Below are 22,548 nucleotides of genomic sequence, written 5' to 3' on the forward strand. Positions count from 1 at the left end.
GGTGAAAGAACATGAAAATGATCTACGGCCGTGGATCTGATCGGATTGATCTTACCCCTGCGGTAACAGAGATGACATGGTCCTCATCAAGAGGTCAAATCGCTCAGGTATGCCAAGCAAAAATACGTAACGCTCCACCTCTTGGGGTCGCTGGGTATTTAATGCTGTTTAGCAAAGAACAGAAGGTCAGAGACCAATTTTTTCATGGACCCGTTGTAGAGTGGAATCGAGATGAAAAGACGGGGGAGGTAAGCGTTACAGCTTATGAGCTGTCCTGGTATTTGCAGAAGAATGACGTACAAAGACCATACATCAATGGAGATGTAGGTAAAGAACTAGGAAGAATCATAAAAGAGGCGGGTATCTCTTTTGAGTGCCCGTCTTTTGGTTGCAGGCTAAAGGAGCGTATGAGTACGCAGTCTTATACCTCTTTATACACGCAGCTCACAGAAGAAGCCTACGACAAAACGGGAATCCGATATTTTGTTCAGCACGAGCGGGATAAATTAAAGGTTCTAGCTGAGGGAAATAATCCTTATGTCCCTGTATTTAAAGCGGCAATGCTAGAAGCTAGTTCTATGGGAGAAAGCATGGAAGAACTTTATACAGTTGTTACGGTACAACGCTATAAGGATGATAAGTTGGCCAGCAGTGTCAGTAAAGAAAATAGTGGTGCTGTCAAAAGGTATGGTCGCATGCAAAAAATCATTGAAGCTGGCAAGGACGATAACCTAGCTGCAATAGCTAATAATCAACTAAAAAAATTATCAGAGGTATCACGCACTCGTGAAATAACCGTTCGTTTTACCGATCCGGCAATTGCTAAACTACGAGCTGGCTGGCGTGTGGATATCTTGGAGCGGAATGGGAAACAAACACAGTGGATTGTAACGTCTAGTTCTGCTCAAAGCAAAGGAATGGAATACACGATGGACCTTTCCTTGGAAAGTAGGTAAAGCCTATGCAACAAGCGATTAATCGATTAATTACCCAAGCGAGAAGTGGCATAAGTGATACCAAGATTGAATTTGGTGTTCTACAAAGCTATGCTCCTGTGGTCATTAAATTGGATGAGGACCCTGCGCCTCTAAAAGAGGTGGAGGATGATCTAGTATTTTTTAAGGATGAGCTATTCACAGAACTTCAATTGGGGGCAAAGTACGCTTTAATGCGATGCACCAATGGTCAATATTTGGTGCTAGGGGAGGTGCGGTAATGTTTCCAGTATTTGAAGAAGACAGGGAAGTGAAAGAGGAAAAAGAGACGACTCCATGGACGTATAAAATGGATTGGTCTACTAGGCAGCTTGTCAAAGGAGCGGATGGTCGCCATGTAAAGACTAGTAATTATGCGGAGTATTTAGAAGAGATTGCGAAAAAAATTCTGCATACCAAGCGCTTCCAATACAAGATTTACACGGACCGAGTGGGAGTAGATTTTTTTGAACATATCGGGAAGCTACCAAAACATGTGCCGTTAGCTATTATCAGGCGAGAGACCGAGGATGCGCTGGAAGCTCATTCAGAAATTGAAGGTGCAGAGGTTACGAATATCAGCCAAAAGGAAAGTAGGATTGCTTTCACGGTCCAGATCGAAGGAATAAGAGGAAGAACAAAGGCGGTGATTGACATATGGCAACGCTAGAAAAACCGGACATGCCCGTCCTTAGAGAATCTCCGGATGAAATTTATCAACGTATGTATAACAGAGCGAGAGACATGGCTTTGTCTCGTGGAGAAATCCCTCCGTCAGAAGAGGAAGGAGAAATTTTCTACGATTTTCAATATCCTTTGGCTATGGAAATTTCCGAGCAACAGCAATTAGATGAATACCGTTTCTTGCAGTGGTTTTTACCTTGGTCTGATGGGGAATTTCTGGATGCTTGGGGAGTATTTTTAGTCTTATCCAGAAAAGAAAATGAACCAGACGATTTGTATTTACAACGATTAATGGAAAAGGCGGCCTCTGAAGAGGGGAGAGGCGCTGAATCTGACTACAAACGATGGATAAAAGAAGTCGTTAATGTAGGCGATCCGTTTATTTGGGGGGAAGCGCCAAACACTGTTCACATTGCTTTGATCAGTCAAGACGGGATGCCAGCAAGTGAGGAACTAATTAAAGCTGTACAAAACCATTTGGCTTTAGAAGGTAAGCATCATATGAACGATAAAATCATTGTAAAGCCTGCTCCAATAATTGAAATTACTGTCTCAGGTAAATTGCTCGAATGGGAGTATACAACCGATCTTACCGCCACTATTGCACAGATTGAAAGCAATATACGTGCTTATGTTTCTGCTCAGAAAACAAAAATATTATATTCCGAGATTTATCGTCTGTTTAAAGTACCAGGTGTCATTGATTATAGTGAGGTCCAGTTAAACGAGGGTCAAGCTAATATCCCTATATCCTTTGCTACGATTCCTATTATCAAATCGGTAACGGTGACAGCGATATGACGATGATTCCAGAGAGATATAGGGAGTGCTTACCGCCTTACTGGTATGAAAACATAGCTGCTATTCAACATTTTGATGGAGCTGGTGGGGAAATAGATTACCAGCGAGGTAAGAAAACAGATCTGGAGCAACAAATGAATATCCAAACAGCAACATGGGGCTTGGTGTTTTGGGAATACATGTTTCAAGTTGCTCCCAAGTTTGGAGATTCCTATGAGACGAGACGGGCGAGAGTAATTGCAAAGTACCGACAGGTTAATCCATTTACTCCTGCTATGGCAAAAGAAATAACTCAATTATTTATCTCACCAGATGGAATGGACCGAATTGAGATAACAGAAAGCCCAGATACAGGTTATTTCTATATTTCTGTCCCGTTACAATCCATATATGACATTGCTTCATGGGTACATGATATTCATAAGCGAAAGCGGGTTCCCCATGTTTTTATGCCGCAGTTAGCAAGCTATGATCGAATTGAGTTCGTTGAGACTATCAAAGTAAATCAGCGGAGATATCACAAGGTTCATGAGTTTCGAGTTCGCATGACCCCTCTTAAATATCAAAATGAGGTGATTATTGATGGATAAAGCCTATTTGGAAAGGGTTGTAGAGGATTTGGCAAAGAGAGCGTCTACCCTTATATTAAATAACCAAACTGTCCAATTGAGGTCTATCAAGCAGGAGGGGGGTAATGTCATTGTGATCACAGAACCAGTGATCGGAATAACCAAAGTGTCCTCTTTGAAGCTATTGGACGATTTAGGGAATCCCATAACTGAAAGGACTGCGAACATAGATGTGCTGGACGATCAATCGTTGGAATTTCGGTTCGAATTTGAAGTGAGAGGAGTGAAAGAGTAATGCCGTACCAAGCAAAGCTTGACTGGCAGGGTGATGATCCTGTCATGGAGACAGATATTAATCGATGGGAGAAAGGGATAGATGATGCACACAAGCTACTGGAACAGCATATGGTAGCGATTGCTGCCTTACAGATCGAGGTGCAGACGATTAAAGATGCACTGTTTAATAATTTTACAGGGAATGTGTTCTTCGAAAATTTTGTGACTTTAAATGACGTGAGTTTGACAGAAGGCTGGTACGACGAGGCTAACAAAAGGTTGGTGGTATAGTAGTGGCAACGATAAAAAAGCTCGAAAAACAATTCGATGAATTATCATATAGCGCACAAACACACACTTTAACCATACCAGGCCTAAATAGTATTAAGTCTGTAACGGTCAACACGGGGACGGTATCATATAAAGTAAGCGGCAATACTGTAACGTTCAATTTCTCCGGAGGTTCCCACACTCGTTGGTCGCAGTCAGGAGGCTCCTATGTACCTTCTGAAAGTAAAGTGGTAACTACCTCACAAACAAGCTCATCTAATTCCTTTCCCGGTAGTATTTCCTACAATAGCGGGGGCTTTAGCGGTACATTAAGTAGAGATGGTAGTCCAACACAAAGACTTGTAAGTGGTTCTACTGGGGATAGTAAGTCTGTATCGAAAAGCAAATCTGCATCAAGTGGTAAGATGAACTCTTGTCCAGAAGCGGAGAGAAGCGCGGAAAGATCGTTGCCTAGCTCCATTTCATATAACGAGGGTGGGTACAGCGGAACTTTATACCAAACGGGTTCCGTGTCTTTTGGTACGTGTACGCGATCAGGGCGGAACCCTGATGAATATTGGAGTAACACAGCAACGGCAACGTATTCTGGTACGGTTACAAGACCATCCACTGCGGTTTATAGCTATACGCAAAACTATCGTGGCACTGTCACGAAATCTGGATACGATAACAGAAGTTATACCTATTACTATCGGTATGCGGTAACTATCGAGTATTCCGATAACTCTAATCCGAATATCAAACTCACGTCTCCACCCCAAAACCAAATGCTTGCGGAAAATGCTACGTTGGGTATTAAGGGGCACGTAACCGACACCGACAAGGACAACGTAGTCACAACAAAATACCGTATCGACAACGGTACGATAAGGGCGATTGCTTCCGGAGTGTCAGACGGATCAACGCCTATTTCTTTTGTCAAAAATTTACGATACAGCAACAAACGTATTTGGGATGGCACAACAGATATAACAGGCTCTGACCTAACCGAAAACACCGATTACACTCTATCTGTTTGGGCTGAAGATGACCAAGGTGGTAAATCAACCGTGTTTGGATTTACGTTCCGAGTCGTCCATAACCGACCACCCGTTATCAGCGGTCAAAATGAAGACCTTGGTACACTTAGTTCTGTCCCTTCAAAGAAATACACGGTCACAGAGCCAGAGGGTGACACGTTTACCATCACAGAGAAAATCAATGGCAAGGCAATCCGCACATTCGCTGGAACTGACAAAATGGAAAATACGTTGACTATCCCACTGGACATGTGGCTGCGGCTCTCTTTAACAGAAGTCCACACGTTAACGATCGAGGCAACCGATAGTAAAGGCTTGAAATCGACTAGGACGTTTACTTTCCGTCGATCAGCTGACAAGATAGCATTCTCTCTAAAGAAACCTTTTGATACCACTATCGCTGCTAAACGTATTCTTATAACGATTGATGCGACAGTTCCTCCTGGTGCAGATTATAAAGTCGAGGTGTGTAACAATGCGTTTGACGATTCGCCTACGTGGGAAGACGCAACTAACCATGTCAAATTCAACCGAGGCTTCATCTTCACCAACAAGGAAAAAACAGCAGAAAAATGGGGCGTTAGTGTGCGCTTTGTTTTTGTTAAAGGAGTCGCAACTGAGCCTGTGATTGTAAGAGGATTCGGAGGTGCATTCGATTGATTTTAATAAAACCTATGGATTTGGGCGAAATGGAGCAAGAGCGTGAGAAAGGCAAAATCTCGCCAGAGTTAATAGAAGCCTATGAAGCTATTGCTCAGTTACAAGAGATAGTCACAAAAATGGAAGCCAAAATAAAAACACTAGAAGGAGCGAAGTAGAAATGGTTAAAGCGTATATGATTCCTGTGTACAGCCTATTGGTAAAAGTCGGTCGCAGAGAAATTGAATCTTTACCGGACATTTATAGGGTTCCCGTAGCAGAGTATTTAGCTGAACAAACTGAATCATAAAACGCCTTTTCCAAATTCGGAGAGGCGTTTTTTCGTGGGGAGCTGCGGCTCCCTATTTTAATTACCCTAAGGGGTGAGGAGGCATGACACATGCGGCTAACAAACGAAATTCAAACTTTATTCAAGCCAGGGAACGGCATTGCTGCTCTTGTAGGGGGCGTGGTCCTCCCGTGGATCGACATTTTATATGGTGCAGAGCGTCGAGACGTATTGTTTTTTTTCTGTCTAATAATTGGAGCGGATTGGTTTACAGGTGTTTTCGCATCGAAAAGAGAGAAAACTTATTCATCAGATTACGGGATCAGGAAAGGAATACCACGTACTCTTTTCATTTTCTTGTTACCTATCATTGCTAATTTTTTTGATGCTGCCTTAAAGACTCCTGGTTTCCTTTTTTACGGCGTTGTATTTGCTTTGTGTTATCACACATGGGTAAGTATAACAGCAAATGTGGTACGAGCGGGATGGGGGCGAATTGTCCCTATATCTGTTATGAGAATCATAGGCTCAGAACTAAAGGCAAAAGCTGAGCGATCACAGAGACACAAGGAGGGAAAATGATGGAGATGACTACTGATATTGCTACATTAGCCGCAATCGTTGCGGCGCTTACCGGTGTGGCTAAAGGGTTTGGGGTCCCTAACAAATACGCTCCATTAGTCGCTATGGCTTTTTCGGCCCTTTTTGTATCTCTTCCAAACGGGGAATTAAGAAACAATTTACTAACAGCAGTTGTGGTGGGATTAACGGCTTCGGGAGCCTACAGCTATGCAAAAACAGACAACGGGGGGAACAAGCAATGAAACCACAGGATTTTATAGCTAAAATAGCACCAAGTGCCGTAGCTGATATGAAGAAAACAAAGATACCTGCGTCTCTTACAATCGCACAGGCAATCCTGGAATCAGCTTGGGGAGAAAGTGGACTAACCAAGCGAGGAAATAACTTATTCGGTATCAAAGGAACAGGACCAGCGGGCGTCTGCGCTATGCCCACCAAGGAGAATTACAACGGTAAATGGGCAACCATTACAGCTAATTTCAGAGCTTACAACAACTGGGGAGAGTCTATTGCAGACCATTCGAAGCTAATTCTAAACGGTACAAAAGACAAGCCTGAACGCTATCATGGCGTGCTTGGAGCTGATTATGAGACTGCTTGCCATGCTATCCATAAGGGCGGATATGCTACTGATCCGAATTATCCAGGTAAGCTAATTGGGTTGATCGAAAAGTACGGTCTAGCTAAATATGACAAGGAGGAAATAACGATGAAACCAGAGGTAGCGAACGAAATTATTAGCCATTTACAAGGACAATGGGCTTTTTATAAACAAATGGGGATGAAGGATGAGGCTGTGAGGATTGGACAGTTGGCAGATGAACTAAGGATTGCGAGTGGACAAGCGTCTCAAAATAAATAAACTATCTCGTTATTTATTTGTTGTGTTTAATTTTTCATTGTTTACGTTAAATTAATAATATCTTTAAAAATATGTGGATAATTGTGGGGGATATACTTATAATTAATAATATTATGTTATCTAGTATCTAAATCGACCAAGAAGGTGAAAAGAGTGATACTGAATTTTGATGAATCAGGGAATTTAGGTACGGCAGGTCGATATTTCACTATTGCTTGTGTAGGCACCCCTAATACTAAACCTCTTACCAACATCATGAAAAAATCTTCTCTAAGGGTAAAGCAAAGATTTCCTCAATTCGAATCTGAAAGAGAAATTAAAGCAAGCGATTCATTCCCAGTAATAAAAGATTATATTCTTAGGAAGATAGCTAGTAAAGATGTTGATATTAGATATGTAGTAGCAGATCTTCAGCACGTTATGGAAAGCCTTTTGAGAGATGAAAATCTACTTTATAATTATTTGTTACAATTCTTAATTGTTCCCGTTGCTAAAAGAGCAGACGTTACAAATCTAGTCCTAAATTTAGACAAAAGAACTATAAAAGTAAAATCAACAAATTCATTTGAGGACTATATAAACATTAAACTGAATTACGAATTGAACTGTAATGTTAACTTAACAGTTAACTATTTGGAGTCACAAAATTCTTACGCAATACAAGCTGCTGATTTTATCGCTAATGCTGTTTACGCTAAGTATGAATATGGAAAAGATGAGTATTATAATTTGTTTAATCACAAAATAGTTCACCGAGAGCTATTTCCGCGGAAGCTGTTTGGAACTGATAAGATTATTAATTTAAGCTCATAATGGGATATAATTTTAAGGGCTTCTAAGTAAAATAGAGTATTTACAGATGATTTCACATGTAGTAAAATCTAAATGTAGGAAATAAAAGTTACCAAAACTTAAAAGTTACCAAAACCTAAAAGTTACCTAATTTAATAAATTTGTTAATTATGCGCGAGTAAGCCCTATATAAACGTGTGAAAATATCTAACACATAAACTGCCTGTAAGGTAGTCGTTTTGTAGGCATCGCGCTTAATATATTTTTAATGATTTTTGGTTATAAATTAGTGTTGTACTTCCTATAATTATAATGACAGAGTAAACCCTCTGTATACGTGTGCAAGTATAGCGCATATTAGCTATCATGTGGGTAGCCGTTACTTGGGTATCTGTCTAAAGGGCCCCAACCATCGCGTCGGGGCTTTTACAGTTTAATTTATTAAACAAGTTTAAAAAGTTATTAGTCCCCATTAATAAAGGTTTTTTTCTATTTAAACAGCTTATTAATACCTTAAAAACAAGAGAACCCCTTCCGTATGTAGGAAGGGGTATCTTATTATCTGCTGAATTCTTGAACTTCAAAGCTTTCAATATGACTGTAGCTAATAAAGTCTTTTCTAGAATTGAAAGGTCCGATGTTGTATTTCTTATTCACGATGTATGCTTCTCTACCGTTTCCTTTTGCTCTACCTTCATACCATTCGGTAAAGTTTCTGATTTCCTCATTTGTCATTTCATATTCTTTGATTAAACCACTATCCATGTATATAACTAAGAGTGCGTTTCCAGTTGGATTAGGATTAGGCTCTGGGTTAGGATCTGGATTAGGGTTTGGTTCAGGAGAAGCATTAGTGTTCATCATTTCCATTTCATGAATATTTATAGTTGGATAACCATTAGTAGCAGTTATATTAATCCGATATTTAATATATGGAGTATTATTATTGAAAATAAACTCTTTATTTACGTATCCCTTCCAATCTTCAATATCATTTTGCGAATCTAATACAACCCATTCAGTACCATTCCATCCTTCGAAAGTCCATGTTTTAGGAGCATTTTTATCCCAGGCAGTAGGGCGTAAAGTATATTTATTAACGATTGTTTTGGTTGGGAATTCGTATGCTAGCCATCCTTGTGGTTTATCAGATTCCCATCCAATATTTGAATCAGTATGATCAAAGGCATGATAGGGAGGAGATATAGGATATTTCTGACTACTAGCACTAACAATACCTTCCGGAGATGTATTACTAGTCATTTTAGGAATCAAGTTTTTGGATGCTGGGTCTAGATCAGGATCTGGAATAGTATTTATTTTTTGACTCATTTCAAAAGAAGTTAATTTGATACTTTTTGGTTGTGAAGGGCGGTCAGATGTAACATCAGTTATATTAATCCGATATTTAATATATGGAGTATTATTATTGAATTCAAAATTTACACGCGGAGGATTCCCCCATGATACGAAATTATTTTTTTGATCTAACACAACCCACTCAGAGCCATTCCACCCTTCAAAGCTCCAATCCATAGGCATATAGTAAGGATTTGCACCGACTAAAGTATATCTATTAACGATTGTTTCAGTAGGGAATTCAAAAGCTATCCATCCTTGTGATACATTGTCAGGAGTTTCCCACTGAGATTCTGTACGATCAAATACTACAAAAGCATCTTCATTTTGATGACTAGCACTAGCAATACCTTCCGGAGATGTATTATTAGTCATTTTAGGAATCAAATTATCCGAATATATGTCTTTTGCAAAAACAAAACTTTGTCCAGACAGTACGAGAGCAAAGGTGAAAGTTAACAATAGAAAATGTTTAAGTTTAGATAAGAACATTGCTTCCTCCATAAATAAGTTCTATGTCGGCCGACACATTTGCATTATACGAGATTAAATTTCATAAAACAAAACATAAATTGAAAAATATGTAATTAATTATGGTGTATTTTGTATATTTTTAAAAAAATATTTTCTTTTTTAATTTAGATAGTCAAAAATTGTTCGTTGCATAGTCTTCTCATCATCAAATAAAATAGGAACATATATTCGTATTTAAGGAGATGTTTTGATGGCTAGCAAAATTCTTGATCCACTTGTAACGAAATTCATCTTGCCAGAGCATGTAGAAATGTTACGTCAGTATCATGAGGATAAGAAGCTGATCGAGAAGCCGATCATTGAAGAAGATGAGCTGGCCGAGTTTTGTTATAGGATATCTGACTCACGTCAGTATGACTATGCATTAACCATTAGTTGGTGGAAAGAAACAAAAAAGGGCAGAGGCGTGATAGAATACGCTTGGGGATGGGTAGATAAGTTTGATTCAACTTTTAAACAGATCAAGCTAAAAAACGACGAGGATTTCTGGTGGATACCTGTAGAAGATGTAATGAGTGTGGAAGCCTAATCAGCGATACCTTAAAGTGAACAAACTTTAATACTAATTGGAACAGCCGGATACAGCAAACCCGCCAATAAGTTTGGCGGGTTTTTTTATTAGACGGAATTTGATTTGTAAGTTTTGCTTTTAATCACGAAATGATATGCAAAAAATAAAATAGTCGAAATCAAAGGATAATAAAAAAGCTCAACAGATTTAAACATCAATAAAGCAAGTAAAGAAGCTACCAGTGTACCAAGTACGCCAAATAAGAGACGACTTTTACTTACATGATAGCAAATGATTCCTAAGATCAGGGGGATCAAAACATACATGAACAAACTTACTACTAGTACCATTCATTACACCGTCCTCTCTTATAATAATATATACGCAATCTTCATAAAATAAAAGCTTGTATGTGTATTATTTTCCAAATATAATAAAAAATGTAATATTTTATGTAATTAATTTGTTAAGGGGGTAAATTATGAAAAGTTTTTTGAGGTCTATATTTAGCTTTGTAATGGTTGCATGTTTATTTTCTGTACAAGCAGGTGGTGTATCGGCTCAGGAGGCTGATAGCAAGGTTCACGTACAATTTTCAAAGGAATTATTGGAAGAAATGAGTCGACTTTCTGAGGCCAATCCAGTAGGTCCTAAGAAACCAAGAGTGGAATATCACCTATCAAATGGTTATAAAGTGGTAAAAACATATTCAGAAAAACCAATCAAACAGCCGCGTGGGATTACCCAGTATGCTGACTCTGTGAGTAGTAAAACTACGCTTGAGTACAAAGAGCAAATTTGGGTTGGTGGCCTAAATATAGCTCAATTTAGAGGTGCCTGGAATGTGACTCTCTACCGTGATAAATCAGGAGTTACAATTGATTCATGGGATTATTTCACTGTGAACTTAAGAGGAGAGGGGACTTACTCCAAATCAGAGAAGCCTGACATTAAACGTGCTAGCGGTACTATGAGAAGTCCGGCTATTGCTCGCAGTTATGTGACTTTTACGACAAAATTTTACCAATCTGATGTAATTTGGGAGGTCCAAATTTCACCTGACAAATCAATCTCCACAAATTTAATCGAATCATAATTACAAACAGATACCAACCCCCTCCAACAATTGAGCTAAGGAGGGGGTTCTTCTATTTAAAGAAATTCTTGAATATGTCAAACGATGTCCTTACGGTAAACCTTACCCTCTCAACTCCAGTTAGTTATCATTCATCAAAACCTCTGTTTTCTCGATAAAGGATTCGACAAAGCCGACACGTAATAACGTATTAACGTAATTACGGAAGCGAGGCGAGGATAGTTGATAAAAAGTCGGTTGAAAGTGATTTTGGCCGAGCGAAACATGCAACAGCAAGATTTACTTAGGCTGATGAAAAAACCAGTTTCTCACGGCGCTATGAGCAAGATAGTAAATGGGACAACCCCTAAGCTAGAAACAGCAGCGGATATAGCGCAAGCCTTAAACGTACATATAGACGATATTTGGTTCCTGGAATGAAGATTTTTTATTTGGACAAGCAATATATTCCTGACAGGAACATACACTGTACCATTAAGATTAAGGAGCTGGTGCAGATGTGGATCGTCCATCAACGTATGGCAGAGCTTTGGTTCATCAACAAGACAAGGGAGCTTACCGACTCGGAAATGACAGAAATGAGTCATTGTCTGAGTGCAAACGCTCAAAGAGCTTGGGAGATCGCAAAACTCAAAAACTTATCCTTAATAGCCAGTATGACGAACGACACGGACTGGCAGCATGAGTTATGTTCAAGGATAGAGAAGATAGAGGGCTGAAATGAAAAGCCCTCTATAATAGGTGCATTTTATGCGATTCTTTGCTATAGTTTCGCGAATGAATGATTGAGATGGGAAGGTTCCATTGATTAGTTCATTAAAAACACTGCCACCCTACTGCCACCGTAATTAGAGGGAGAACGTCGATATACCATGCTGTACTAGAATACACTATGATATTTCAGTTCTTATAAAACCTTGTTATATCAATAGTTATAGGATGTAGTAGAATACAACTAGATACAGCTCGTTGCTCAATAACTACAAGAAGCATTTATGGCTGTTTTACGTATGGATGACAAGTAATAGCTGATAAATAAAGGGTTTTACGATTTGTGTTAATACCAAAAATTCACTTCCCCCACCCTATAGCCACCAAAGTGGTAAAATGGTGGGGGATTATTTTAGCCTCATTCATGATTCGTTCGAATATACGAAAGTCTATCGTGGTACGGATACAAACAGTATGTCATTCTAGGAGCTGGATTAGATACCTTTTGTTTCCGGCACCCAGAATTAAACGACAGCTTAGAAATATTTGAAGTTGATTATGCAGACGACAAGCTTTTTGAAGAAAAAGGAATGTCTAATAGAGTTCAAAATATGGTTCAAATGGCTTCAGCTAGTGGTGAGCCAATGAAATCATGTTTTTCTTATGATGAAATGGAGAAAATGTTAGAAAACTCAGGTTTTCTCATTTATGAACATTTATCACCAGTTACTATTAATAATCAATTTTTTCGTAATCGTACAGACTATTTGTCTGCATTCGAAACGATTCATTACATCCATGCTGTAAAAAAATAATATTTCAGTTAATAACAGACTTACCTCTCGATCTTCCCTATGGTTGATCGGGTAATCAAAACGATCAAAAAAACCACAATAAATTAAAAATTTCAAAAAAGCGCCACTTACAGCGTTTTAATCAATGTCCAGGATCATCTCTGTTTGTTTTTATGTTATTAATTTGCGAAGATGATAACCCATGTTTTGAAGAAATGATTTCCATAGAATGAAGATCAAAACTTGAGGGACATCAAGTCAATTTGGCAAGCCCCTGTTTTGTAGACTGTAAGGAAAGCTCTGGCAGTTAGGTAGTTAACTGACGTCTAAATTCACTAGGCGTCAGTTTATTTAGCTTCAAACGATTAGATTTCATGCGATTAAATGTAATTAAATGCAATGAACCCTTGATACTTTTGCATGTAAATAAAAAAGCACCCTACACGGGTGCGAAAAATTCAAATTAATGCCTCGTCTGTATAGCTAGCCCACTAAAAGAAATGGGTCCAACTACATCCGCTCTAGTATCTGGAGCCAGGTTTTCTGCAGTTAAACTGTAAACATGACAACCTGATCTTACATTACTATCAATCGCCTGAAATGTAACGACATAGTTTTGTTCAGAATCAGTTGACTCAATACCTACTAGTGTATTAAAAATCTCTATTCCGTCACGGAAGATTCTAAAAAGGATCTGAGAGATATTAGTAATGCCCCGAACACCAACAGTTGCTACTAATTCCACGCGATTAGGCACAGCACAGGAATGGGGTATTCTAATTTTAATGTTTGCTAAGTCAGTTCTATTTGGCGTGCTATTGATAGTAAATGACTGTGCTATGTCGAAACGATCAAGTGGCTGAGTTGCATTATAATCGAGAATACGTACCATAAGAATCACCTCCTCACATCTGCTAGTTAAAATATGTTGGACAGGGGGGATTTGCTTGGACATCGGTAAAAGTTCCGCAAACGGCAAGTCCCGGAACAAAGATAACATCGTTAATCCGTAATGAATTCCTTGGAATCATTCATCGATCTATCTCTCAAAAGTTCCTAAAAAGTAAAAAGCCCTCTAAAATTGGGTTGACCCCATAATGTGTGAGACGAAGGCAATTGAGCTTAGACTAGCAGGTGTTCCAGTAAAAGAAGTTATAGAGGAGTTACATATACGGAAATTTTGCTCAATTACAAGTATGGATGAAATGGTATCGTGAAGGAAAACTTCACTGCTTAGAACAGCCTGTTCTATATCAATCATATAAAGGGGTTACGGCAAAAGTTGCAAAGCAAGAAGGGGAAACAAGAACATCTCTACGTATGTATGCGGAAATTAGCAAGTATCCAAATATACACGGCCCTTTATTATCGTAGACTTTAGTTATTATATTGTTTCTATTATAATAAGCCCCTTTGTTGAATAGAGTTTCTTACATCTACCTATCGTGACCCCCGTTATACTTAGAGGATGACGGCGAGTTGACGTGATAGATAAGAATACATTATGATGTTCTAGCAACCTACAAACATTGCTTTATCAATGTTTGTAGGTTAAACAGAATACAGTTTTGATACAGGTAAATGCTCTATGGCAACGAAAAGCATGAAGGCTGTTCTATGCATAGTTGATATCTTAGAGTCGTGGCCTGACACCATTATGGCTGTCAGGTCTTCGCTTTGTTAGGCCCAATTTCGTAAACAAGGAGGGGTAGAGATGTCCCCAAATGCTGTATATATCCACATCCCTTTTTGTACTAATAAATGTTACTATTGTGATTTTAATTCTTTTGTTACCAATAATCCTCAGTTGGTCTGGGATTACTTAGAAGCTTTACGCCGGGAAATGACGTTAACGTTCCAGCAAAATCCTCCTGAGAAGATAGAGACAATCTTTGTTGGGGGAGGCACTCCAACGTATTTAGATCAGGAGCAAATGGCGCTATTTTTGCATATGGTAAATGAACATCTGGCTCCTTATTTTAGTGCTGATCTGGAATGGACCATGGAAGCAAATCCAGGTACTACTGATCTGGAGAAATTGAAGCTGATGAGGTCATCTGGAGTAAATCGAATTAGTTTTGGTGTCCAATCATTCCAAAGTGATTTATTAAAACGAATTGGCCGTATTCATGATGTAAATGAGGTTTATCAAAGTGTGAATAATGCGATTCAAGCTGGGTTTGACAACATCTCAATTGATTTAATGTTTGGTCTGCCGGATCAGACCATGGAGATGTTTGCTCAAAGCTTGCAAAAAGCCATGGAACTACCAATCACGCACTTATCCTCCTACGGTTTAAAAGTAGAGGAGAATACCTTATTTCATACTCTGTATCAAAAAGATCAATTACCACTACCGACAGAGGACACTGAGCTAGAGATGTATCTTCTTTTAATAGAAACACTTGAGAAAAACGGGATGTCCATGTACGAGATTAGTAATTTTGCCAAGCCGGGTAAACAGAGCAAGCATAATAAGACCTATTGGTTAAACCAGGATTATTATGGTATTGGGGCTGGAGCGCATGGATATATAAATGGAAAAAGACATGTTAATGCCGGTCCGCTAGCTGTGTACACACGAATGGCAATGGAAGGCTCTCCGCGTGTAGAGGAATTTGAGGTAACGCAGAAGGAAGCAATGGAGGAGCAAATGATTCTGGGCTTACGTTTGCGTGAAGGAGTAGATATGGAGAGCTTTGCTAATCGCTTTGGTCGAACCGTCCAAGAAGAATTTGGAGAAACATTACAGCAGGAACTTCAAAAGGGAATGATAGAAATCGTAGACCAGCATGTACGTCTAACACCAAAGGGCTTACCACTTGGCAACGAAGTGTTTGCTGCTTTTTTACGCGTGTAGATGGAATATCATATGAATGAAGTAGGAAGAGAAGAGACAAGGTATCAAATTTTAGAAAATGACATCAGGAAGCACTTTTATGCGGAGAAACCCGAAAAAAGTGCTTTTTTTCTCCTATTTTTTTGCATTTTTCATAGGAGAGAAGTTGACAAATCATCTGTCACTTGATAAGTTAATAGTATCCGTTAGCACTCGCTTGATCTGAGTGCTAACAAAACCAAACCAGAAGTTGCCAATCGACATAGCCAAACATGTTAGAAGGAGGGCGTTTAGATATGCTAACGGAGCGACAAAAGCTTATTTTGCAAGCTATTATTGAAAATTATATTCATTCGGCAGAACCCGTTGGCTCCAGAACCATTTCAAAACGGCCTGAAATCACCTTCAGTTCGGCTACGATCCGCAACGAAATGTCTGATTTGGAGGATTTGGGTTATTTGGAGCAGCCGCATACCTCTGCGGGACGTGTTCCTTCCACGAAAGGCTATCGCTTCTACGTGGACCACATAGTGGAGCCTAATTTGTTGAAGAATAATGTAGATGTAAGCACTTGGAAGCAAATGTTTGCTGATCGGATCTTGCATTTTGAAAATGCCGTGGAACAGACAGCATCGGTCTTATCCCAATTGACTAACTATACGGCAGTTGTTCTTGGACCAGAAATCTTTGAACATCGCTTGAAACATCTGCAAATTATCCCTTTGAGTGACACACAAGCTGTAGCGATTATTGTAACTCAAACAGGGCGTGTAGAAAATAAGCGTATTGATTTGCCGACGGGACTATCACCGAGCGATATGGAGAAATTGGTTAACGTTTTAAACACAAGATTGCAAGATACACCATTATGGCAATTGCGCCAACGCTTGTATCAAGAAGTATCTGATGAGTTGAAGCGTCATGTGAATCATTATGAAGAGATGCTAACTATGATTAGTAATGCTATTGAAAGTGATTCATCTGATCGTTTGTTGCTGCGAGGAACTACTAAGTTCATGGAGCAGCCAGAGTTTCAGGATGTAGAAAAAGTCAAAGAGATTTTAGAGCTGTTTGAACGCAGTGACCAAATGACGCATCTGTTTGAAACCAATGAGAAGGGATTGCAGATACGCATTGGTCATGAAAATCATCTTGATGCCATGAAGAATTGTAGCATCGTTACGACCAATTATTCCTTTAACGGTAAGCCTGTAGGTACTATTGGTATACTTGGACCTACGCGTATGGAGTATGGTAAAGTGATTGCTGTCCTGGATTTCATTGCTTTGGGATTGTCACGGATGTTAACTGCACAGATAGAAGGACGATCTTCAGAGGAGCAAGAGGATTCATGACGAACAAGGCGGGCGGGTTACAGTTGCTCGCTTACATAGATTATTAGTCACACAAGAGGAGGTAATCAGATTGAGCGAAGAGAAAGCAAAGGTTGAACTTGAGCAAGAGGAAATGGCTCAAGACCAAGCTGAGCAAAATGAGCAAGCTGAAACTGAGGCAACAGAAACAGGTGAAACAACTGACCTAGCAATGGAAGTGGAGCGTCTTCAGGCTCAATTGCAAGAGCAAGAAAACCGTTTGCTACGCAACTTGGCAGATATGGATAATATGCGTCGTCGCTCACGTAAAGAGCAAGAGGATTTACAAAAGTATGCCTCTCAAAAGGTAGTGGAATCCTTACTGCCAGCGCTTGATAACTTTGAACGCGCTCTTGCTGTTGATCCTAATACTGCTACTGCTGAAAGTATTTTACAAGGGGTGCAAATGGTGTACCGCCAAGTAATGCAGGTATTCGAGCAAGAAGGCCTACAAGCTATTGAATCAGTTGGTCATGCGTTTGATCCACATGTACATCAGGCTGTGATGCAAGTGGAAGATTCTAAATACGAAGCAAATGTTGTCGTAGAAGAATTACAAAAGGGTTATCAATTCAAGGACCGTGTTATCCGTCCTGCAATGGTTAAAGTAAACGCGTAAATGAAGATGTTTTAGCCCAAGAATCATTCACATATTGTAGATAATCGAGGAGGAAAAGATTTATGAGTCGTGTAATTGGTATTGACCTTGGTACAACTAACTCTTGTGTAGCGGTTATGGAAGGTAACGAGCCTATCGTTATTGCCAATGCTGAAGGAAACCGTACAACACCTTCTGTAGTTGCTTTCAAAAACGGAGAGCGCATTGTTGGTGAAACAGCAAAACGCCAAGCAATTACAAACGCTGATAATACGGTTATCTCCATCAAACGTTGGATGGGTACAAACCATAAAGAAACATTAGAAGGTAAAGATTATACACCTCAAGAGGTTTCCGCAATGATTCTGCAAAAGCTTAAAGCAGATGCAGAAGCATATCTAGGACAACCGGTGACTCAAGCAGTTATCACAGTTCCTGCTTATTTCAATGACAGCCAACGCCAAGCTACTAAAGATGCAGGACGCATTGCTGGTTTGGAAGTTTTGCGTATTGTCAACGAGCCTACAGCAGCGGCACTTGCTTATGGTTTAGAGAAAAATGAAGACCAAACAATCCTAGTTTATGACTTGGGCGGCGGTACATTCGACGTATCTATCCTTGAGTTGTCTGAAGGTTTCTTTGAAGTAAAAGCTACTTCTGGAGATAACAAACTAGGTGGAGACGACTTTGACCAAGTGATCATGGATTATTTGGTAGCTGAATTTAAGAAAGAAAACGGCATTGACCTAGCTCAAGATCGCATGGCTATGCAACGTTTGAAAGATGCGGCTGAGAAAGCGAAAAAAGATTTGTCCGGCGTTGTTACTACTACGATCTCTTTACCGTTTATCACAGCAGATGCTTCTGGTCCTAAGCATATGGAGATTAGTTTGTCCCGTGCGAAATTTGAAGAGATTTCTGCTGGTTTGGTAGAGCGTACTATGGGTCCTACTCGTCAAGCTCTATCCGATGCTGGTCTTTCTCCAAACCAAATTGACCGCGTTCTTCTTGTTGGTGGTTCTACTCGTATCCCAGCGGTACAAGAAGCAATCAAGAAGTTCATTGGCCAAGAACCTCATAAAGGTGTAAACCCAGACGAAGTAGTAGCCCTTGGTGCTGCTGTTCAAGCGGGCGTGTTAACTGGTGATGTTAAAGACGTAGTACTTCTTGACGTAACACCACTTTCTCTTGGTATTGAAACATTGGGTGGAGTATTCACGAAGTTGATCGATCGCAACACAACGATCCCAACAAGTAAATCTCAAGTGTTCTCTACAGCAGCGGACAACCAAACAGCGGTTGATATCCATGTTCTGCAAGGGGAGCGTCAAATGGCAGCAGACAACAAAACGTTGGGCCGTTTCCAATTGAGTGATATCCCACCAGCACCACGTGGTGTTCCACAAGTAGAGGTTAGCTTCGACATTGATGCTAACGGTATCGTAAACGTTCGAGCTAAAGATTTGGGAACAGGTAAAGAACAAGCAATCACAATCACTTCTAACTCCGGTCTGTCTGACGAGGAAATCGACCGCATGGTAAAAGAAGCGGAACTAAATTCCGAAGCAGATAAGAAACGCAAAGAAGAAGTAGAAATTCGCAACGAAGCAGATCAGTTAGTATTTACTACTGAGAAAACACTAAAAGATCTTGAAGGTAAAGTAGAGCAAGCTGAGATCGATAAAGCTAACGAAGCGAAGGATAAAACGAAAAAAGCTCTAGAAGGCGGTAACATCGACGAGATTAAAGCTGCGAAGGAAGAGCTTTCTGAAATCGTTCAACAATTGTCTGTTAAATTGTATGAGCAAGCAGCACAAGCACAACAAGCGGCTCAAACTGCGAACGGTGAAGGTGCAGATCAAGCAGGAAAAGACAACGTAGTAGATGCTGACTATGAAGTAGTTGACGAAGAAAAGAAACAATAAGAATAAATACAATACAATGATTGTAAGAGGAGTCAAAGTCACACAATGTTGACTTTGACTCTTTTCCTTTTTGGAATGGGGATTCTATTGAAGCTTGAAAGTATACATGCTAAGATTATCTTTGATTGTCTTGGATACGGGAGTGATAGACAAGTATGAAACGAGATTATTATGAGGTGCTGGGACTTGGAAAAGACGCCAGTGCAGATGATATAAAAAAGGCATATCGCAAGTTGGCAAGACAGTATCATCCGGACGTTAATAAAGAGGCAGATGCTGAACAGAAATTTAAAGAAGTAAAAGATGCATATGATGTACTCTCCGATGACCAAAAACGTGCCCAATACGATCGTTTTGGGCATCAGGACCCGAACCAAGGCTTTGGCGGAGGTTTTGATGCTTCTGGTATGGGCGGCTTTGGTGATATCTTTGACATGTTCTTTGGTGGCGGCGGACGTCGTGCTAATCCAAATGCACCGCGCCGTGGGGCTGACTTGGAGTATGCGATCAACATTGACTTCTTGGATGCTGTATTTGGCAAAGAAAGAGACATTGAGATTCAACGTGAAGTAGAATGCGATACGTGTCACGGCAGTGGAGCCAAACCTGGTACAAAGGTAGAAACCTGCTCAAGATGTAATGGATCTGGACAGGAGGAAGTTCAGGCAAACACTCCATTTGGGCGCGTTGTTAATCGCCGTGTTTGCTCTGTTTGTCATGGTAAAGGAAAGCAGATCAAGGAAAGATGTACAACGTGCAAAGGCACTGGTCGCAATAAAGTCAAACGCACGATCCACATTAACATCCCTGCTGGGGTAGATGATGGACAGCAAATGCGCATTACAGGCGAAGGTGAAGCTGGTGTGAATGGTGGACCAGCGGGTGATGTTTATGTTATGTTCCGTGTACGTAAACATGATTTCTTCGAACGTGACGGCAACGACATCTATTGTGAGATGCCAATTAATTTTGCTCAAGCCGCTCTAGGTGATGAAATTGAGGTGCCTACAGTAGATGGACGTGTGAAGCTGAAAATCCCAGCAGGAACACAAACCAACACTTTCTTCCGCTTACGTGGAAAAGGTGTGCCACACTTACGTGGAAATGGACGAGGCGATCAGCACGTGAAGGTTAAAGTAGTGACACCTACGAAATTAACCGATCGTCAAAAAGAGCTGTTACGTGAACTTGGGGGACTAGAGGATGGTGCACCCCTGCATGAACAACCAGAAGAGAATTTCTTTGATAAAATCAAGCGTAAATTACGTGGCGAATAAGGCGAATAATATGTTGTGGAAAGCTAGATGGGGGATGGTAGAGCATGAATTGGTCAGAAGTTAGTATTCACACCACGGCAGAGGCGGTTGAGGCTGTCTCTAGTATTTTGTATGAAGCGGGAGCAGGTGGCGTTGTCATTGAAGATCCCGAAATTTTATCCCGTGAGTGGAGCACGCCTTTTGGTGAAATCTACCACCTCTCACCAGATGACTTTCCAACTGATGGTGTGATTGTAAAAGCTTATTTCCCTGTGAATAGCTACTTGGGCGAAACCGTTGAAGAAATTAAAACACAGGTAAATGAACTTCTGACCTTCGGATTGGATGTCGGTAAAGGAACCGTTACAATGACCGAGGTTCATGAAGATGATTGGGCATCTGCTTGGAAAAAATATTATAAGCCAGTTGCCATTTCAGAACATATCACGATCACACCGATCTGGGAGGAGTACAAACCAAAGCGAGAAGGGGAGCTTATTATCGAAATGGACCCTGGCATGGCTTTTGGTACAGGTACACATCCTACCACTGTGCTGTGCATTCGTGCGATTGAACGCTACCTGAAAAAAGGGGATCGCGTTTATGATGTGGGAACAGGCACAGGAATTTTAAGTATTGCTGCTGCTAAGTTAGGCGCATCTTCCTTGACGGCCATGGATTTAGATGAGATTGCGGTTCGTTCTGCTCAAGAGAACTGTAGCATTAACAAAGTGGCTGACAAGGTTTTGGTGAAACAGAACAATCTGCTCGATGGGATTACTGAAAAAGTTGAAGTCGTGGTTGCCAATATCTTAGCCGAAGTAATTATTCGTTTCACGGATGATGTTCATCGTGTATTATTGCCTGGCGGTACGTTTATTGCTTCAGGGATTATTGGAGCGCGTGAAAATGATGTAAAAGAGGCATTAGCTGCCTCGAATTTGGAAGTTATAGAAACAGTTTACATGGAAGACTGGGTAGCAATTATCGCTAAAAAACGTTAGAATAATGGGGTTAATAATCAGATGCAACGTTATTTTATAGATAGCCAACAATTTTTTGACAATCAAGTGGTTATTACCGGGGACGATGTTCACCACATTGTGAAGGTTATGCGCACAGAGATTGGCGATCATATTTTGGTTAGCGATGGGAGAGGACGGGTGGTTAAAGCCCGTCTTTCTGCCTTGGAGCCCAAAGAAGTGCGCGCTGAGATCGTGGAGCATATCACGAAACAAACAGAATTACCCGTATCGGTAACGATTGGTCAGGGGTTGCCAAAAGGGGACAAACTAGAGTGGATTTTACAAAAGGGAACGGAGCTTGGAGCGACTTCCTTTGTACCGTTTCAATCAGAGCGTACCATCGTTAAGCTAGATGCAAAGAAAGAAGCTAAAAAGCTGGAACGTTGGTCAAAAATTGTAAAAGAAGCTGCTGAGCAATCACATCGGGCCTATTTACCTGAGGTGTTAACTCCGCTTTCCTTTAAGCAAGTGGTTGAACATGCGAAAAGCTATACAACTGCTGTTATTGCTTATGAAAAAGAAGATACCAAACGATTGGGCGAGGTGCTGTCAAACTTGTCTGTTGGCAACTCGCTTTTCGTCATGATTGGACCAGAAGGTGGATTTTCTGAAAGTGAAATTCAGTACGCAGAAGAAAATGGTATCCATTCTGTTTCGCTAGGTCCCCGTATTTTACGCACGGAAACAGCTAGTCAGTATTTGCTAGCTGCCGTTTCCTATCATTTTGAATAAGTCATACGTAACAGTGA

The 22,548-nt window shown here is 40.3% G+C and carries 27 protein-coding genes and 1 pseudogene; 26 read left to right on the top strand and 2 right to left on the bottom strand.

Annotated elements, in window-relative coordinates:
• Window positions 1-11: 11 nt before the first annotated feature.
• From GOP56_RS23020 to GOP56_RS23080, 14 genes are all read left to right on the top strand, one after another.
• The gene (locus tag GOP56_RS23020) at window positions 12-956 is read left to right on the top strand and encodes an XkdQ/YqbQ family protein (protein WP_163246742.1); all 945 of its coding nucleotides are present in this window, start codon (window positions 12-14) and stop codon (window positions 954-956) included.
• Window positions 957-961: 5 nt separating this feature from the next.
• Window positions 962-1,216: a hypothetical protein gene (locus GOP56_RS23025; protein WP_163246743.1), complete on the top strand. Its 255-nt coding sequence runs from the start codon at window positions 962-964 to the stop codon at window positions 1,214-1,216.
• Window positions 1,216-1,644 (top strand): DUF2634 domain-containing protein, encoded by a 429-nt coding sequence (locus GOP56_RS23030; protein ID WP_163246744.1) that lies wholly within the window; start codon window positions 1,216-1,218, stop codon window positions 1,642-1,644. Before GOP56_RS23025 ends, GOP56_RS23030 begins: the two co-directional genes overlap by 1 nt.
• Complete coding sequence (locus GOP56_RS23035) at window positions 1,632-2,459, top strand: baseplate J/gp47 family protein (protein WP_163246745.1); 828 nt, start codon at window positions 1,632-1,634, stop codon at window positions 2,457-2,459. The genes GOP56_RS23030 and GOP56_RS23035 overlap by 13 nt, the downstream gene beginning before the upstream one ends.
• Entirely contained in the window at window positions 2,456-3,049 is a 594-nt protein-coding gene (locus GOP56_RS23040) for a putative phage tail protein (protein ID WP_163246746.1), read from the top strand. Before GOP56_RS23035 ends, GOP56_RS23040 begins: the two co-directional genes overlap by 4 nt.
• Window positions 3,042-3,323 carry a hypothetical protein gene (locus GOP56_RS23045; protein ID WP_163246414.1) on the top strand — a complete coding sequence of 94 codons (282 nt, stop codon included), beginning with the start codon at window positions 3,042-3,044 and terminating at the stop codon, window positions 3,321-3,323. The genes GOP56_RS23040 and GOP56_RS23045 overlap by 8 nt, the downstream gene beginning before the upstream one ends.
• A complete protein-coding gene (locus GOP56_RS23050) occupies window positions 3,323-3,595 on the top strand; it encodes a hypothetical protein (protein WP_163246747.1) in 273 nt (90 codons plus the stop codon). The genes GOP56_RS23045 and GOP56_RS23050 overlap by 1 nt, the downstream gene beginning before the upstream one ends.
• Window positions 3,596-3,597: 2 nt before the next feature.
• Window positions 3,598-5,274 (top strand): hypothetical protein, encoded by a 1,677-nt coding sequence (locus tag GOP56_RS24140; protein WP_254068521.1) that lies wholly within the window; start codon window positions 3,598-3,600, stop codon window positions 5,272-5,274.
• Window positions 5,271-5,432: a hypothetical protein gene (locus GOP56_RS23060; RefSeq protein ID WP_163244161.1), complete on the top strand. Its 162-nt coding sequence runs from the start codon at window positions 5,271-5,273 to the stop codon at window positions 5,430-5,432. The genes GOP56_RS24140 and GOP56_RS23060 overlap by 4 nt, the downstream gene beginning before the upstream one ends.
• Before the next feature lie 2 nt (window positions 5,433-5,434).
• Window positions 5,435-5,563: a CD1375 family protein gene (locus GOP56_RS24145; protein WP_003343061.1), complete on the top strand. Its 129-nt coding sequence runs from the start codon at window positions 5,435-5,437 to the stop codon at window positions 5,561-5,563.
• A 90-nt stretch (window positions 5,564-5,653) separates the two neighbouring features.
• The gene (locus tag GOP56_RS23065) at window positions 5,654-6,124 is read left to right on the top strand and encodes a phage holin family protein (protein WP_163246748.1); all 471 of its coding nucleotides are present in this window, start codon (window positions 5,654-5,656) and stop codon (window positions 6,122-6,124) included.
• The gene (locus GOP56_RS23070) at window positions 6,121-6,366 is read left to right on the top strand and encodes a hypothetical protein (RefSeq protein WP_163246749.1); all 246 of its coding nucleotides are present in this window, start codon (window positions 6,121-6,123) and stop codon (window positions 6,364-6,366) included. Before GOP56_RS23065 ends, GOP56_RS23070 begins: the two co-directional genes overlap by 4 nt.
• Window positions 6,363-6,986 carry a glycoside hydrolase family 73 protein gene (locus GOP56_RS23075; RefSeq protein ID WP_163246750.1) on the top strand — a complete coding sequence of 208 codons (624 nt, stop codon included), beginning with the start codon at window positions 6,363-6,365 and terminating at the stop codon, window positions 6,984-6,986. The genes GOP56_RS23070 and GOP56_RS23075 overlap by 4 nt, the downstream gene beginning before the upstream one ends.
• A gap of 153 nt (window positions 6,987-7,139) precedes the next feature.
• Complete coding sequence (locus tag GOP56_RS23080; RefSeq protein ID WP_254068522.1) at window positions 7,140-7,799, top strand: DUF3800 domain-containing protein; 660 nt, start codon at window positions 7,140-7,142, stop codon at window positions 7,797-7,799.
• A gap of 537 nt (window positions 7,800-8,336) precedes the next feature.
• Here the strand turns inward: GOP56_RS23080 and GOP56_RS24150 are convergent.
• Window positions 8,337-9,629, bottom strand: a complete 1,293-nt coding sequence (locus tag GOP56_RS24150) for a hypothetical protein (protein WP_254068524.1) — start codon at window positions 9,627-9,629, stop codon at window positions 8,337-8,339.
• A 232-nt stretch (window positions 9,630-9,861) separates the two neighbouring features.
• On the opposite strand from GOP56_RS24150, the gene GOP56_RS23090 reads away from it, so the two are divergent.
• The 5 genes and pseudogenes from GOP56_RS23090 to GOP56_RS23110 all read left to right on the top strand — a co-directional run.
• Complete coding sequence (locus GOP56_RS23090; protein ID WP_163246752.1) at window positions 9,862-10,200, top strand: YolD-like family protein; 339 nt, start codon at window positions 9,862-9,864, stop codon at window positions 10,198-10,200.
• Window positions 10,201-10,663: 463 nt separating this feature from the next.
• Window positions 10,664-11,278, top strand: coding sequence for a hypothetical protein (locus GOP56_RS23095; RefSeq protein ID WP_163246753.1), 615 nt, complete (start codon window positions 10,664-10,666; stop codon window positions 11,276-11,278).
• A 222-nt stretch (window positions 11,279-11,500) separates the two neighbouring features.
• On the top strand, window positions 11,501-11,698 hold the full coding sequence (locus GOP56_RS23100) for a helix-turn-helix transcriptional regulator (protein WP_018674104.1): 198 nt from the start codon (window positions 11,501-11,503) through the stop codon (window positions 11,696-11,698).
• A gap of 77 nt (window positions 11,699-11,775) precedes the next feature.
• Window positions 11,776-11,997 (top strand): DUF7667 family protein, encoded by a 222-nt coding sequence (locus GOP56_RS23105; protein ID WP_163246754.1) that lies wholly within the window; start codon window positions 11,776-11,778, stop codon window positions 11,995-11,997.
• Between the two features lie 453 nt (window positions 11,998-12,450).
• Window positions 12,451-12,804: pseudogene (locus GOP56_RS23110) on the top strand (class I SAM-dependent methyltransferase); the annotation flags it as partial.
• A 442-nt stretch (window positions 12,805-13,246) separates the two neighbouring features.
• Here GOP56_RS23110 and GOP56_RS23115 read toward each other — a convergent pair.
• On the bottom strand, window positions 13,247-13,675 hold the full coding sequence (locus GOP56_RS23115) for a hypothetical protein (RefSeq protein ID WP_022585449.1): 429 nt from the start codon (window positions 13,673-13,675) through the stop codon (window positions 13,247-13,249).
• 822 nt (window positions 13,676-14,497) lie between these two features.
• On the opposite strand from GOP56_RS23115, the gene hemW reads away from it, so the two are divergent.
• The 7 genes from hemW (at window position 14,498) to GOP56_RS23150 (ending at window position 22,531) form a co-directional block, all read left to right on the top strand.
• Complete coding sequence (gene hemW, locus GOP56_RS23120; protein WP_163246755.1) at window positions 14,498-15,643, top strand: radical SAM family heme chaperone HemW; 1,146 nt, start codon at window positions 14,498-14,500, stop codon at window positions 15,641-15,643.
• A 275-nt stretch (window positions 15,644-15,918) separates the two neighbouring features.
• Complete coding sequence (gene hrcA, locus GOP56_RS23125; protein WP_003338220.1) at window positions 15,919-16,977, top strand: heat-inducible transcriptional repressor HrcA; 1,059 nt, start codon at window positions 15,919-15,921, stop codon at window positions 16,975-16,977.
• A gap of 70 nt (window positions 16,978-17,047) precedes the next feature.
• Window positions 17,048-17,614: a nucleotide exchange factor GrpE gene (gene grpE, locus GOP56_RS23130; protein ID WP_163246756.1), complete on the top strand. Its 567-nt coding sequence runs from the start codon at window positions 17,048-17,050 to the stop codon at window positions 17,612-17,614.
• 62 nt (window positions 17,615-17,676) lie between these two features.
• Window positions 17,677-19,518: a molecular chaperone DnaK gene (dnaK, locus tag GOP56_RS23135; RefSeq protein WP_163246757.1), complete on the top strand. Its 1,842-nt coding sequence runs from the start codon at window positions 17,677-17,679 to the stop codon at window positions 19,516-19,518.
• A gap of 155 nt (window positions 19,519-19,673) precedes the next feature.
• The gene (dnaJ, locus tag GOP56_RS23140) at window positions 19,674-20,795 is read left to right on the top strand and encodes a molecular chaperone DnaJ (protein WP_003343030.1); all 1,122 of its coding nucleotides are present in this window, start codon (window positions 19,674-19,676) and stop codon (window positions 20,793-20,795) included.
• 44 nt (window positions 20,796-20,839) lie between these two features.
• Window positions 20,840-21,778 carry a 50S ribosomal protein L11 methyltransferase gene (gene prmA / locus GOP56_RS23145; RefSeq protein ID WP_096886898.1) on the top strand — a complete coding sequence of 313 codons (939 nt, stop codon included), beginning with the start codon at window positions 20,840-20,842 and terminating at the stop codon, window positions 21,776-21,778.
• Window positions 21,779-21,799: 21 nt separating this feature from the next.
• Window positions 21,800-22,531 (top strand): 16S rRNA (uracil(1498)-N(3))-methyltransferase, encoded by a 732-nt coding sequence (locus GOP56_RS23150; RefSeq protein ID WP_163246758.1) that lies wholly within the window; start codon window positions 21,800-21,802, stop codon window positions 22,529-22,531.
• Window positions 22,532-22,548: the final 17 nt, after the last annotated feature.

Source organism: Brevibacillus sp. 7WMA2 (genome assembly GCF_010748895.1).
GTDB lineage: Bacteria > Bacillota > Bacilli > Brevibacillales > Brevibacillaceae > Brevibacillus_B > Brevibacillus_B halotolerans.